We start from the raw sequence: 12,594 nt of genomic DNA on the forward strand, positions 1-12,594 counted from the left end.
GGCCCTAGGCTGGTGGGCGATGTATCCGCTCATCTTCCGCACCGTGTTCGCGCGCATGGATCCCGAGACCGCGCATCATCTGGTGATCCCGGTCATCCGTGCCCTCGGCGTGTGGCCGCTGTCCGTCGTGACGCGCGCCCTCACGAAGCCCGACGAGAGTCTGAAGACCCGTGCGCTCGGACTCGTGTTCGACTCGCCCTTCGGCGTCGCGGCGGGCTTCGACAAGAACGCCGTCATGAGCGAGGGCCTGTACGCCCTCGGCTTCGGCCACGTCGAGGTCGGCACCGTGACCGCGATCGCGCAGGACGGAAACCCGCGGCCGCGGCTGTACCGGCTCATCGAGGACCGCGCGCTCATCAACCGGATGGGCTTCAACAACGCCGGAGCGGCGGCGGCGGCGACACGTCTCGGCCGGTCCCGACGGCGCGCGCGACGGGCGATCCTCGGCGCGAACATCGGCAAGAGCCGCGTCGTCGACGTCGAGCAGGCCACCGCCGACTACGTCACGAGCACCCGTCGGATCGCGCCCGTCGCCGACTACCTCGTGGTGAACGTGTCGTCGCCGAACACCCCGGGGCTTCGCGGCCTGCAGGCCGTGGAAACGCTTCGTCCCCTGCTCGAGGCCGTGCGGGACGCCGCCGGCGGCACGCCCCTGCTGGTGAAGATCGCCCCCGACCTCCCCGACGACGAGATCGAGGCCATCGCGCGCCTCGCGGTCGACGCGGGCCTGGACGGCCTCGTCGCGACCAACACCACCGTCGCGCGCGAGCCGCTGTCGACGGACCCCGACGCGGTCGCGGCGATGGGGGCGGGCGGACTGTCCGGCGCCCCGCTGCGCCAGCGTTCGCTCGCCGTGCTGCGCACGGTGCGCGCGGTCGTCCCGGAGGGGTTCTGCGTGATCTCCGCCGGAGGCGTGGAGACGGCGGACGACGTCAGGGAACGTCTGGACGCCGGCGCCGACCTGGTCCAGGGCTACACCGGGTTCATCTACCGCGGCCCGCTCTGGGCGCGCCAGATCAACCGCGCCCTCGCGGCGCGGCGCTGACTCGCGGGTCAGACGGGGCGACCGCCGCGCTTGACCTGAGGCTTCGGCAGGCGCATGAAGCGCATCTGGATGGTGCGCATCGCGCCGTACCAGCCGAGGCCCTTCTCCGTGCGGTCGCCGAACTTCTCCTTGGCGCGCTTCTTCACGGTGTGGCTCGTGATCACCATGTCGCCGATGACGACGAGGATGAACAGCCAGAGCCCGAGGAACGCGTAGGTGACGACCGCCTGGTTCTGCACGAGGCTCACCAGGATCACAACGAGCATGAGCGGCATGAGGAGCTCGCCCGCGTGCCAGCCCGCATCCACCGCGTCGCGGACGAACCGGCGCTGCGGTCCCTTGTCGCGCACCGGGAGGTAGCGATCCTCGCCGTTGGCCATGCCGATGCGGGCCTTCTCGCGCTGCGCGGCGAGGTCGGCCTTCGCCCGGGCCCGAGCCTCCTTCGTGTCGGCGACGAGGGGGCGCTTGCGTGCCGCCTCCTGCTCGGCGCGCGACGGCGTCGGACGGTTCTTGCCCGGTCCGGTCGGCACGTCGGGAGCGGTGTCGGGTGCTGCGGGGTTCTTGGCCACGGGGTGGATCCTCGTTATCTGGGCGACTGAAGCGCGAGAGGCGCCGATCTAAGATTACCCGCATGACCTCCGAGCTGTCCCGACCCGAGTCCGTCCGCGCCGCCGCGGAGGGGGGTGTCCCCGCGGCGCTCGCCGACCTGGGGCGGCTCGTGCGCATCCCGTCGGTCGCCTTCCCGGGCTTCGACCGCGCCGACGTCGAGCGCAGCGCCGCCGCCGTCGCGGGGCTGTTCGAGGACCTGGGGCTCTTCGACCGCGTGGAGGTGAAGACCGCCGTCGTCCCCGAGACGGGTCTCGAGGGGATGCCCGCGGTGCTGGCATCGCGGGCCGCGCGTGCCGGTCGTCCCACCATCCTCCTCTACGCGCACCACGACGTGCAGCCGGTGGGGGACGAGTCCCTGTGGGAGTCGCCGCCCTTCGAGCCCACGGTCCGGGGCGGGCGACTCTACGGTCGCGGCGCCGCCGACGACAAGGCGGGGATCATGGCCCACGTGGGCGCGCTGCGCGCGCTCGTGGGCGCGCTGGGCACCGACGTCGACCTCGGCGTGAACGTCTTCATCGAAGGCGAGGAGGAGGCCGGCTCCGCGTCGTTCGCGACCTTCCTTCGCGAGAACGCCGACGCGCTGCGCGCCGACGTCATCGTGGTGGCCGACTCCGGCAACTGGGATGCGACGACGCCCGCCCTCACCGTGTCGCTGCGGGGCAACGTCCGCTTCACGCTGACGGTGCGCACGCTCGACCACGCCTCGCACTCCGGCATGTTCGGGGGAGCCGTCCCCGACGCCATGCTCGCCGCCTCCAAGCTCCTCGCGTCGCTGTGGGACGATGACGGCGCCGTCGCCGTCGCAGGCCTCACGTCGCGGGACGCGTCGACGCCCGACTACTCCGAGGACACGCTGCGCGACGAGGCGGGCCTGGCCGCCGGGGTGCGTCCCATCGGGCGCGGCTCGATCCTGAGCCGGATCTGGAACCAGCCCGCCGTGACCGTCACCGGCATCGACTTCCCCTCGGTGAAGAACGCCTCCAACACCCTCACGCCGGAGCTGTCCGTCGTCATCAGCGCGCGGGTCGCTCCCGGTCAGGACGGTCGCTCCGCGTTCGTGGCACTCGAGGAGCACCTGCGGGCCCACGCGCCCTTCGGCGCGCAGCTGACCTTCTCGGACGTGGAGTTCGGCGACCCCTTCCTCGTCGACACGACCGGGTCCGCGGTGGCTCACGCGCGGGCCGCCCTCGAGGAGGGCTACGGCGTCGCACCCGTCGACATCGGCGTCGGCGGGTCGATTCCGTTCATCGCCGACCTCGTCCGGGAGTTCCCGGGGGCGCAGATCCTCGTCACGGGCGTCGAGGATCCGCACGCGCGGGCACACAGCCCGAACGAGTCGCTGCACCTGGACACCTTCCGGCACGCCCTCGTCTCCGAGGCGATGCTGCTCGAACGGCTCGACCGCGAGGGGCTGGGGGACTGACCGTCCCCATCCGGGCCCGCGTGCCCCGTCGCGGCGTAGAATCGTGGCATCCCGCCGGCCGCAGCCGGCTCGACCTTCCGGGGAGAATGCCATGACCGACACCGCCCTCACGCCCTCGACCACCGACGCCGCCGCGCACGGAGTCGGACTGACCGACGCCGCGGCCGCCAAGGTCAAGAACCTGCTCGAGCAGGAGGGTCGCGACGATCTCCGCCTGCGCGTCGCCGTGCAGCCCGGCGGATGCTCGGGACTGATCTACCAACTCTACTTCGACGAGCGCTTCCTCGACGGCGACCAGGCCGTCGACTTCGACGGCGTCGAGGTGATCGTCGACGACATGTCCGTGCCGTACCTCGACGGCGCCACGATCGACTTCAAGGACACGATCTCTGAGCAGGGCTTCACGATCGACAACCCCAACGCGGCGGGCAGCTGCGCCTGCGGCGACAGCTTCCACTGAGCTCCGCCCGTTCTGGCGGGCGCGACCGAGCTCCGGGCCGGATCAGCGCGGGAAAACCCCTCCGTCCGAGGGGGACATCCTGGGCGGATGGCCTGAATCGGATGGGAGGTTGCCCTAGACTGAACGGTGTTCGACCTTCATGACTCCGAAAGGTGCACCGTGCGCGTCACACGCCGCCTCCGGCTCGTCGCCATCCCCCTCGGGATCGCCGCAGCGATCACCCTGGCCGGGTGTACGCCGAGCCAGCTGAACGGATTCCTGCCCGGCTTCACCGAAGAGGGCACGCCGGCCACCAACCACACCGAGATGGTGTCGGGCCTCTGGGTGAACTCGTGGCTCGTGCTCCTCGCGGTCGGTGTCATCACGTGGGCGCTCATGGGGTGGGCCGCGATCGCGTACCGCCGTCGCAAGGGGCAGTCGGGTCTTCCCGTACAGCTGCGCTACAACATGCCGGTCGAGATCTTCTACACCGTCGTGCCGCTGATCCTCGTGCTCGGCTTCTTCGCCTTCACGGCGCGCGACCAGGTCGCCCTCGAGACCCAGTACGACGAGCCGGACGTCTGCATCACCGCGATCGGCAAGCAGTGGGCGTGGGACTTCCAGTACGCGCAGCAGGACTGCGACGACGCGAGCGACGCCGTCTGGACCATGGGCGTCCAGGCGCAGACCGACGCTCAGGGCAACATCACCAACGAGCTGCCGACCCTCTACCTCCCGGTCGACAAAAAGGTGAAGATCAAGCTCACCTCGCGCGACGTCATCCACTCGTTCTGGATCGTGGACTTCCTGTACAAGAAGGACATGTACATCGGCAAGGACAACTTCTGGTCCTTCACCCCGACCCGCGTCGGCGAGTACGACGGCCGCTGCGCGGAGCTGTGCGGCCAGTACCACTCGATGATGCTGTTCAACGTCAAGGTCGTCGAGCCCGCCGAGTACCAGGCCTACCTGGACGGACTGCGCGAGCGCGGCCAGACCGGCGACGTCAACGAGGCCTACAACCGTCTGCAGAACCTGCCGGGAACCGGTGCTTCGGCTGAATCCGAGGGAGACCACTGATGGCGACGACCCTTCCTCTGCAGGGCGATGCTCCGCAGCGCCCCACGACCATCCCGCCGCGCCAGGCCGCTCTTCTGAGCTCCTCGCGCGTCGAGGAGAAGGGCAACATCCTCGTGCGGTGGATCACCTCCACCGACCACAAGACCATCGGGTACATGTACCTGATCGCCTCCGTGCTGTTCTTCCTGCTCGGCGGCGTGATGGCGCTCATCATCCGCGCGGAGCTGTTCGAGCCCGGCATGCAGATCCTGCCGACGAAGGATCAGTACAACCAGCTGTTCACGATGCACGGCACGATCATGCTGCTGATGTTCGCGACCCCGCTGTTCGCCGGGTTCGCCAACGCGATCCTCCCGCTGCAGATCGGCGCACCCGACGTCGCCTTCCCGCGCCTGAACGCGTTCGCGCTGTGGCTGTTCATCTTCGGCTCGCTCATCGCGGTCGCCGGCTTCCTCACGCCGCAGGGCGCCGCCGCGTTCGGATGGTTCGCCTACCAGCCGCTCGCCGGAGCGAGCTTCTCGCCCGGTGCGGGAGGAAACCTCTGGATGCTCGGCCTCGGCATGAGCGGTTTCGGAACGATCCTCGGTGCCGTGAACTTCATCACGACGATCATCACGATGCGCGCGCCCGGTATGACCATGTGGCGCATGCCGATCTTCTCGTGGAACACGCTCGTCACGAGCATCCTGATCCTGATGGCCTTCCCGGTGCTGGCGGCGGCGATCCTCGCTGCTGCGGCCGACCGTGTGCTCGGTGCGCACATCTACGACCCGGCCAACGGCGGCGTTCTGCTCTGGCAGCACCTGTTCTGGTTCTTCGGTCACCCCGAGGTGTACATCATCGCCCTGCCGTTCTTCGGCATCGTGTCGGAGATCTTCCCGGTCTTCAGCCGCAAGCCGATCTTCGGGTACAAGACCCTGGTCTACGCGACGATCGCCATCGCCGCCCTGTCCGTGTCGGTCTGGGCGCACCACATGTACGTCACGGGCGCCGTCCTCCTGCCCTTCTTCGCGCTGATGACGATGCTCATCGCCGTGCCCACGGGCGTGAAGATCTTCAACTGGATCGGCACGATGTGGCGGGGTTCGATCACCTTCGAGACGCCGATGCTGTTCTCGCTCGGCTTCCTGGTGTCGTTCGTGTTCGGTGGCCTCACCGGCGTCATCCTCGCCTCGCCGCCGCTGGACTTCCACCTGTCGGACTCCTACTTCGTCGTCGCCCACTTCCACTACGTCGTGTTCGGCACGGTCGTGTTCGCGATGTTCGCCGGCTTCTACTTCTGGTGGCCGAAGTGGACGGGACGGATGCTCAACGAGCGCCTCGGCGTCGTCCACTTCTGGCTGCTGTTCATCGGCTTCCACATGACGTTCCTCATCCAGCACTGGCTGGGCGTGGAGGGCATGGTCCGCCGCTACGCCGACTACTCGGCCGCCGACGGCTTCACCTGGCAGAACCAGGTGTCGACCATCGGTGCGATCATCCTCGGCGCCTCGATGATCCCGTTCTTCCTGAACGTCTGGATCACGTCGCGGACCGCGCCGAAGGTGACCGTCAACGACCCGTGGGGTTACGGCGGATCGCTCGAGTGGGCGACCAGCTGCCCGCCCCCGCGCCACAACTTCACGTCGATCCCGCGCATCCGCAGCGAGCGTCCTGCGTTCGACCTCAACCACCCCGAGGCCGCCGTCCCGGTGGGGGTCGGACCGGCGAAGGACGCCCCCGACGCACCCGTCGTCGACCTGGCCGATGGAGAGGTGAAGTAAGTGAAGACCAACATCAACCTCTGGTGGATCCTCTCCGGGTTCTTCTTCCTCTGCTTCGCGCTGTACACGGGCTGGAACATCGTCGAGCATTCGAGCCGGCCGTGGTACCACGCGATCGAGTGGGTCGGCACGGTGGCGCTGCTGTTCACCGTGTTCATGTCGCTGATGATCGGCTTCTACGTCGATCGCGTCCACCGCGCGCAGGGCGGCGAGCTGCCGGAGGACTCCCTGACGGCCGACATCGACGACGGCGACCCCGAGATCGGCGAGTTCAGCCCGTGGTCCTGGTGGCCGCTGGTGCTCGCGTTCTCCGCAGCGCTGGCGATCCTCGGTCTCGCCGTGGGCACGTTCATCCTGCCGATCGGTCTCGGCGTCTTCGTCGTCGCCATCGTCGGGTGGGTGTACGAGTACTACCGCGGATACTTCGCCCGCTGAGCGGACGCATCCGGTCTGATCCATGGCCTTCATCCTGAGGGCCGGTGTGTCCAGTGACATCGGTGCCCATCGAGACGTGAACCAGGACGCGGCCTTCGCCGCGTCCTGGGGTGCGGGCGTCGCCGACGGCGTGGGCGGAGGCCCGGCCGGGGACCTGGCGTCCGCCGCCTTCCTGCGTCGTCTGGTGAGCGGCGGACACCCCGTGTCCGACGCGGGGGCCCTCGTCGACCGGATCCGTTGGGCGAACTGGGATCTGGGCGCCCACGTGCGGCGCGACCCCGCGTTGGCGGGGATGGCGACCACGCTCACGGCGCTGTGGTTCTCCGACGGGGGCGAGCTCCTGCTGGCGCACACGGGTGACTCGCGCGCGTATCTGCTGCGGGGCGGGAAGCTGTCGCGACAGACCCGGGACGACTCGTACGTGCAGGTCCTCATCGAGCAGGGCCTCGTGCGCGAGGAGGACGCCATGACCCACCCGCGGCGGAACATCATCACGGCGTCGCTGAGCGGCGACGCGACCGACCCCGTCCGCGTGGACGAGCGTACGCCGGAGCGGGGCGACCGCTGGCTGCTCTGCAGCGACGGAGTCAGTGACTACCTGCCGGACGACGCGATCGCCGACGTCCTGCGCGACGTGGCGGGCCCTCAGGCGGCGGCGGACGAGCTCGTCCGCCTGTCGCTCGAGGCGGGCTCACGCGACAACGTCACGGCCGTCGTCGCCGACGTCGCCGCAGCCGCGTACGAGGCGGCCACCGGCGCTCCCCGCTTCTTCGGGGCGGCCGCGTCGCGTTTCGCCGACGAGATCGACCGCGTGGGCTGAGGCCGGCACGCCGACGCAGACCTCAGCCCGCGTCGCGCACGACCATCACGAGCGGATCGAACCGGCGGGGGAGGGGGCCCTGCGCGCTCTCGACGGGAAGACCCTCCCGGGCCCAGTACTCGTATCCGCCGATCATCTCGCGCACCGCGAATCCCGCTCGGGCGAACTCCACGGCGCCCTTCGCGCCCGCATTGCACCCCGGGCTCCAGCAGTAGACCACCACGGGGACGCCGGGGTCGAGCTCGTCGGGCGCACGGTCGGCGATGTCGCGGTACGGCATGTGCACGGCACCGGCGGCGTGACCCTGGGCCCACGCCTCCGCGCTGCGGACGTCGACGAGCACGACGGGCTCGCCCGCCTTCTGCGCCGCGTAGACGTCGGACGGATCGGTCTCGTGCCGGAGCTTGGCGGAGAAGTAGGACAGTGGCGATGTGTCTGACATGCGTGCGAGGCTACGCGCACGACGAAGCGGCGAGGAGGACCGGAACGGTCTCTCCTCGCCGCTTGACTGCCAGCTTGTGTGATCAGCCCTTCGTGGAGTCGTCCTCGTCCGGGACGATCACGTTGGAGGGGCGCACCGCGGTCTCACTCCGGCGACCGTCGTCGATGGGGTGGTGCGGCGCATCCGGCACACCCGCACGCTCGTGCATGCCCTGGATCTCGGCGTCCTCCGACTCGGCGAGGTGGACCGCCGCGTGGTGTGCGTGGGCTTCCGCCTCGTCGATCTCGGCCTGCGTGACCGGAACCAGACGATCCTCGAAGAACCAGCGCGACAGCGAGGAGCGCAGGTTCTCGTGCCACGGGATGCGGCCCTGGTCGTCGGGTCGGACCACCAGCGGGGCGTTGGTCTCGAAGTCCACGAGCTTCACGCGCTCGTACGCGTCGACGGGCTGGTGCACCTCGATGAACTCGCCACCGGGAAGGCGCACGATGCGACCGGACTCGTACCCGTGCAGAGCGATCTCGCGGTCCTTCTTCTGCAGCGCCAGGGCGATGCGCTTCGCGATGAAGTAGCCGACGACGGGCCCGATGATCAGGAGCGCCTGCAGGGTGTGGATCACACCCTCCATCGTCAGATGGAAGTGCGTCGCGATGATGTCCGACGAGGCGGCGGCCCACAGGACGGCGTAGAAGACGACACCGGCCACACCGATCGCGGTGCGCGTGGGCGCGTGGCGCGGGCGCTGTGCGATGTGGTGCTCGCGCTTGTCACCCGTGATCCACGACTCGATGAACGGGTACAGCATCACCAGGACGATGAAGATGCCGATGACGCCCAGCGGGATGAGGATGTTGAACGACCACGTCCGGTCCCACAGCACGAATTCCAGGTGCGGCGGCACGAGGCGCAGGGCGCCGTCGGCGAAGCCGATGTACCAGTCGGGCTGGGTACCCGCCGAGACGGGGGAGGGGTCGTACGGGCCGTAGTTCCAGATCGGGTTGATCGTGAACAGCGAGGCGATCAGCACGATCACGCCGAACGTGATGAAGAAGAAGCCGCCCATCTTGGACATGTACACCGGCATCATCGGGTAGCCGACGACGTTGCTGTTCGTGCGGCCGGGGCCGGCGAACTGCGTGTGCTTGTTCACGATCATGAGCATCAGGTGCACGGCGAGCAGGGCGACCAGGATCGCCGGCAGCAGCAGGATGTGCAGCGTGTAGAGGCGTCCGACGATCTGGGTGCCGGGGAACTCGCCGCCGAAGAGCAGGAACGAGGTCCACGTGCCGATCAGCGGGATGCCCTTGATCATGCCGTCGATGATGCGCAGACCGTTGCCCGAGAGCAGGTCGTCGGGCAGCGAGTAGCCGGTGAAGCCCTCACCCATCGCGAGGATGAAGAGGATGAAGCCGATCACCCAGTTCAGCTCGCGCGGCTTGCGGAAGGCGCCGGTGAAGAACACGCGGAGCATGTGCACGCCGATGCCGGCGACGAACACGAGCGCCGCCCAGTGGTGGATCTGGCGGACCAGGAGACCGCCGCGGATGTCGAAGGACAGCCGCAGGGTCGAGTCCATCGCGGCCGACATCTCCACGCCGCGCAGCGGCAGGTAGGCGCCGTTGTAGTGCGTCTCCACCATCGAGGCCTGGAAGAAGAACGTCAGGAACGTCCCCGACAGGAGGACGGCGACGAAGCTCCACAGCGCGATCTCGCCGAGCATGAAGGACCAGTGGTCGGGGAAGATCTTGCGGCCGAGCTCCTTGACCATCCCGGAGATGCTCGTTCGCTCGTCGATGTAGTTCGCCGCGCCGGCGACGAAGCGGCCCCCGAGGGGCTTGTCGGCGTCCGCCGTGGAGGCGGGGGTCTCAGTGACGGTCGCGGTGCTCAATGACGCTCCCAGAAGCTCGGGCCGACGGGTTCGTGGAAGTCGCTCTGTGCGACGAGGTAGCCCTCGGAGTCCACCGTGATCGGCAGCTGCGGCAGCGGGCGCGCGGCCGGGCCGAAGATGACGGCGGCCGAGCGCGAGACGTCGAACTGCGACTGGTGGCAGGGGCACAGCAGGTGGTGTGTCTGCTGCTCGTAGAGGGCCACGGGGCATCCGACGTGCGTGCAGACCTTGGAGTACGCGACGATGCCGTCATAGGACCACTCGAGCTTGTTGTGCTCGGCGGGCAGCTGCTCGGGGAGCAGACGCATCAGCAGGACGATCGCCTTCGCCTTCTCCTCGAGGTAGCCGTCGTGGTGGCTGAGGTCGGCGAGGGACGCGGGGATCACGTGGACGGCGGAGCCGAGCGTGAGGTCTGCGGCGCGGATGGGCTCGCCGGACGGGTCGTGGGCGAGGCGCTCGCCCTTCTTCCACATCGTGTGGCTGAGGAGGGCGACCGGGTCGCCCGCGATCGGGTTCTCCGGGTTGTTCTGCGGGGCGAGCCCGCGGAAGAGAGTGATGCCGGGGAGGATCGAGGCGACGAGCGCGGCGATGAGCGATCCGCGGATCGCGGTGCGCCGACCGAAGCCGGACTCCTCGTTCGCGTCCCGGAACGCCTGGATGGCGCCCTCACGGGTCGTGTCGCGGCCGCGCGTCGCGTGGCGGGGCTCGATGAACTCCTTGTCGCTCATGACGGCCTTGGACCAGTGGATGGCGCCGATGCCGATCGCGAGCAGAGCCAGGGCGATGCCGAGGCCGATGAAGAGGTTGTTGTGCCGGATGTCGACCAGCGATCCGCTCTCGATCGGGAACAGCATGTAGGCGGCGATGGCCCAGATGCTCCCCGCCAGGGAGAGATAGAACAGGGTGTACACCGTCCGGACCGCGCGCTTCATGGCGGCGGGGTCCTTGTCGGTGATGCGCTCCCGATGCGGGGGCAGACCGGGGTTGCGTACCGGGTCGGGGACGGCGACGGCGAGCCCCGCGGAGGGCTTCCATGAGCCCCTCTCGTGCTCGAGCGCGTCTTCCTCGTGTGCCATTGTTCGTCCGTTCGCTACGTCAGTGCCGTCGTTGTCCACAGATTCCCGATCAGTTGGACTTCGCCGTGATCCACACGGTGAGCCCGATCAGGCTGCCGATACCGAAGATCCAGATGAACAGGCCCTCGGAGACCGGGCCGAGCGACCCGAGGGAGAAGCCGCCGGGCGACTCGTTCTTCTGGAGGAACAGGAGCGCGGAGATGATGTCGCGCTTCTCGTCCGCGGTGAGCGTCATGTCGTTGAAGACGGGCATGTTCTGCGGGCCGGTCGCCATCGCCGCATACATGTGCAGCGCGCTCGTGCTGGTCAGCGCGGGGGCGTACTTGCCTTCCGTCAGAGCACCGCCGGCGCCGGCGACGTTGTGGCACATGGCGCAGTTGATGCGGAACAGCTCGGCGCCGTTGGCGACGTCGCCCTGACCGTCCAGGGTGCGGGCGGCGGGGAACATCGGGCCCGGGGAGGTGGACTGGACCCATTCGGAGATCGCGAGGATCTGGTCCTCGGTGAACTGCGCGGGCTTCTGCGGCGCCTGCGGTCCCTGCATCTGCAGGGGCATGCGGCCCGTGGACATCTGGAACTCGACCGCGACCTCGCCGACGCCGTAGAGCGAGGGACCGTCGGCGGTGCCCTCCAGGTTGAGGCCGTGGCAGGTGGCGCAGTTCGCCTGGAACAGCTTCTTGCCGTCGTCGGCGGTGAGGGCCGTGGTCGGGGATGCGGGCTCGGTGGCCGCCATCGCGGCGGACGCGCCGGCGTAGATGCCGCCGGTGACGAGCAGGCCGATGCCGATGAGGGCGGCCGCGGCCCACTTGCTGCGACGGCCGGTCTTCTGGCGCGGGGTCTTCGAGGACATAGAGGAAGTCAGCTCCGCTCTCACTTGACGACGTAGATGACGAAGAACAGGACGATCCAGACGACGTCGACGAAGTGCCAGTAGTACGACACGACGATCGCGGACGTCATCTCCTTGCGCCCGAAGTTCTTCACGGCGAAGGCGCGGCCGATCACCAGGAGGAATGCGATGAGCCCACCCGTGACGTGGAGGGCGTGGAAACCGGTGGTGAGGTAGAACGCCGACGCGTAGGAGTTCGCGCTGATCGGCAGGCCCTCGGCGACGAGCGTCGCGTACTCCCACACCTGGCCGGAGACGAAGACGGCGCCCATGAGGAAGGAGAGGAAGAACCACTCGACCATGCCCCAGCGGCGGAACTGCCAGAACGAGCCGGTGCGGTAGGGCTGGAACCGCTCCGCGGCGAAGACGCCTGCCTGGGCGGTGAACGACGACAGCACGAGGATGACGGTGTTGACCGCGGCGAACGGGACGTTCAGATCCTGTGCGCTCTCGGCCCACATCTCCGGCGCGGCGTTGCGCAGGGTGAAGTAGATCGCGAACAGTCCGGCGAAGAACATCACCTCGCTGCCGAGCCACACGATCGTGCCGACAGCCACCGGATCCGGTCGCTTCACGGATCGCAAGGCTTGGGAGTAGGCAGCTGGAGTCGTCGTCACGTTCCCCATTATGGCGGATTCAGCGCCCAGTTTTCGCATCCCTGAAGGTGTCAGCCCACATCACCGGA

13 protein-coding genes are annotated in these 12,594 nt (G+C 68.7%); 7 read left to right on the plus strand and 6 right to left on the minus strand.

Annotation, left to right across the window (positions count from 1 at the left end; genetic code table 11):
- Positions 1 to 19: 19 nt before the first annotated feature.
- Positions 20 to 1,045: a quinone-dependent dihydroorotate dehydrogenase gene (locus WFI00_RS00265; RefSeq protein WP_336633079.1), complete on the plus strand. Its 1,026-nt coding sequence runs from the start codon at positions 20 to 22 to the stop codon at positions 1,043 to 1,045.
- Positions 1,046 to 1,053: 8 nt separating this feature from the next.
- Here WFI00_RS00265 and WFI00_RS00270 read toward each other — a convergent pair whose 3' ends face one another.
- Positions 1,054 to 1,614: a DUF3043 domain-containing protein gene (locus WFI00_RS00270; RefSeq protein WP_336633078.1), complete on the minus strand. Its 561-nt coding sequence runs from the start codon at positions 1,612 to 1,614 to the stop codon at positions 1,054 to 1,056.
- A gap of 62 nt (positions 1,615 to 1,676) precedes the next feature.
- Between WFI00_RS00270 and WFI00_RS00275 the strand changes: the two genes are divergently transcribed.
- The 6 genes from WFI00_RS00275 to WFI00_RS00300 all read left to right on the plus strand — a co-directional run bounded on the left by WFI00_RS00275 (position 1,677) and on the right by WFI00_RS00300 (position 7,614).
- Entirely contained in the window at positions 1,677 to 3,077 is a 1,401-nt protein-coding gene (locus WFI00_RS00275; RefSeq protein ID WP_336633077.1) for a dipeptidase, read from the plus strand.
- 91 nt (positions 3,078 to 3,168) lie between these two features.
- Positions 3,169 to 3,537 (plus strand): iron-sulfur cluster insertion protein ErpA, encoded by a 369-nt coding sequence (gene erpA / locus WFI00_RS00280; protein WP_336633076.1) that lies wholly within the window; start codon positions 3,169 to 3,171, stop codon positions 3,535 to 3,537.
- Between the two features lie 159 nt (positions 3,538 to 3,696).
- Complete coding sequence (gene ctaC / locus WFI00_RS00285) at positions 3,697 to 4,596, plus strand: aa3-type cytochrome oxidase subunit II (protein ID WP_336633075.1); 900 nt, start codon at positions 3,697 to 3,699, stop codon at positions 4,594 to 4,596.
- A complete protein-coding gene (ctaD, locus tag WFI00_RS00290; protein WP_336633074.1) occupies positions 4,596 to 6,359 on the plus strand; it encodes an aa3-type cytochrome oxidase subunit I in 1,764 nt (587 codons plus the stop codon). Before ctaC ends, ctaD begins: the two co-directional genes overlap by 1 nt.
- On the plus strand, positions 6,360 to 6,794 hold the full coding sequence (locus WFI00_RS00295) for a cytochrome c oxidase subunit 4 (protein ID WP_336633073.1): 435 nt from the start codon (positions 6,360 to 6,362) through the stop codon (positions 6,792 to 6,794). It begins immediately after the preceding gene.
- A 46-nt stretch (positions 6,795 to 6,840) separates the two neighbouring features.
- Positions 6,841 to 7,614 carry a PP2C family protein-serine/threonine phosphatase gene (locus WFI00_RS00300; RefSeq protein ID WP_336633072.1) on the plus strand — a complete coding sequence of 258 codons (774 nt, stop codon included), beginning with the start codon at positions 6,841 to 6,843 and terminating at the stop codon, positions 7,612 to 7,614.
- A gap of 22 nt (positions 7,615 to 7,636) precedes the next feature.
- Here WFI00_RS00300 and WFI00_RS00305 read toward each other — a convergent pair whose 3' ends face one another.
- The 5 genes from WFI00_RS00305 to ctaE all read right to left on the minus strand — a co-directional run bounded on the left by WFI00_RS00305 (position 7,637) and on the right by ctaE (position 12,535).
- A complete protein-coding gene (locus tag WFI00_RS00305; protein ID WP_336633071.1) occupies positions 7,637 to 8,056 on the minus strand; it encodes a rhodanese-like domain-containing protein in 420 nt (139 codons plus the stop codon).
- A gap of 82 nt (positions 8,057 to 8,138) precedes the next feature.
- Positions 8,139 to 9,944, minus strand: a complete 1,806-nt coding sequence (gene qcrB / locus WFI00_RS00310; protein WP_336638474.1) for a cytochrome bc1 complex cytochrome b subunit — start codon at positions 9,942 to 9,944, stop codon at positions 8,139 to 8,141.
- A complete protein-coding gene (qcrA, locus tag WFI00_RS00315; RefSeq protein WP_336633069.1) occupies positions 9,941 to 11,020 on the minus strand; it encodes a cytochrome bc1 complex Rieske iron-sulfur subunit in 1,080 nt (359 codons plus the stop codon). The genes qcrB and qcrA overlap by 4 nt, the downstream gene beginning before the upstream one ends.
- 49 nt (positions 11,021 to 11,069) lie before the next feature.
- Positions 11,070 to 11,870 (minus strand): cytochrome bc1 complex diheme cytochrome c subunit, encoded by an 801-nt coding sequence (gene qcrC / locus WFI00_RS00320; protein WP_336633068.1) that lies wholly within the window; start codon positions 11,868 to 11,870, stop codon positions 11,070 to 11,072.
- A gap of 20 nt (positions 11,871 to 11,890) precedes the next feature.
- Positions 11,891 to 12,535 (minus strand): aa3-type cytochrome oxidase subunit III, encoded by a 645-nt coding sequence (ctaE, locus tag WFI00_RS00325; protein ID WP_336633067.1) that lies wholly within the window; start codon positions 12,533 to 12,535, stop codon positions 11,891 to 11,893.
- Between the last annotated feature and the right edge of the window lie 59 nt (positions 12,536 to 12,594).

This window comes from Microbacterium sp. MMO-56, from assembly GCF_037146215.1.
Lineage (GTDB): Bacteria > Actinomycetota > Actinomycetes > Actinomycetales > Microbacteriaceae > Microbacterium.

Bases quoted from the DNA above. Each gene is read 5' to 3' on its own strand.
- WFI00_RS00265 (WP_336633079.1), top strand. From the start codon at position 20: ATGTATCCGCTCATCTTCCGCACCGTGTTCGCGCGCATGGATCCCGAG.
- WFI00_RS00275 (WP_336633077.1), top strand. From the start codon at position 1,677: ATGACCTCCGAGCTGTCCCGACCCGAGTCCGTCCGCGCCGCCGCGGAG.
- erpA (WP_336633076.1), top strand. From the start codon at position 3,169: ATGACCGACACCGCCCTCACGCCCTCGACCACCGACGCCGCCGCGCAC.
- ctaD (WP_336633074.1), top strand. From the start codon at position 4,596: ATGGCGACGACCCTTCCTCTGCAGGGCGATGCTCCGCAGCGCCCCACG.
- WFI00_RS00305 (WP_336633071.1), bottom strand. From the start codon at position 8,056: ATGTCAGACACATCGCCACTGTCCTACTTCTCCGCCAAGCTCCGGCAC.
- qcrA (WP_336633069.1), bottom strand. From the start codon at position 11,020: ATGGCACACGAGGAAGACGCGCTCGAGCACGAGAGGGGCTCATGGAAG.
- qcrC (WP_336633068.1), bottom strand. From the start codon at position 11,870: ATGTCCTCGAAGACCCCGCGCCAGAAGACCGGCCGTCGCAGCAAGTGG.
- ctaE (WP_336633067.1), bottom strand. From the start codon at position 12,535: ATGGGGAACGTGACGACGACTCCAGCTGCCTACTCCCAAGCCTTGCGA.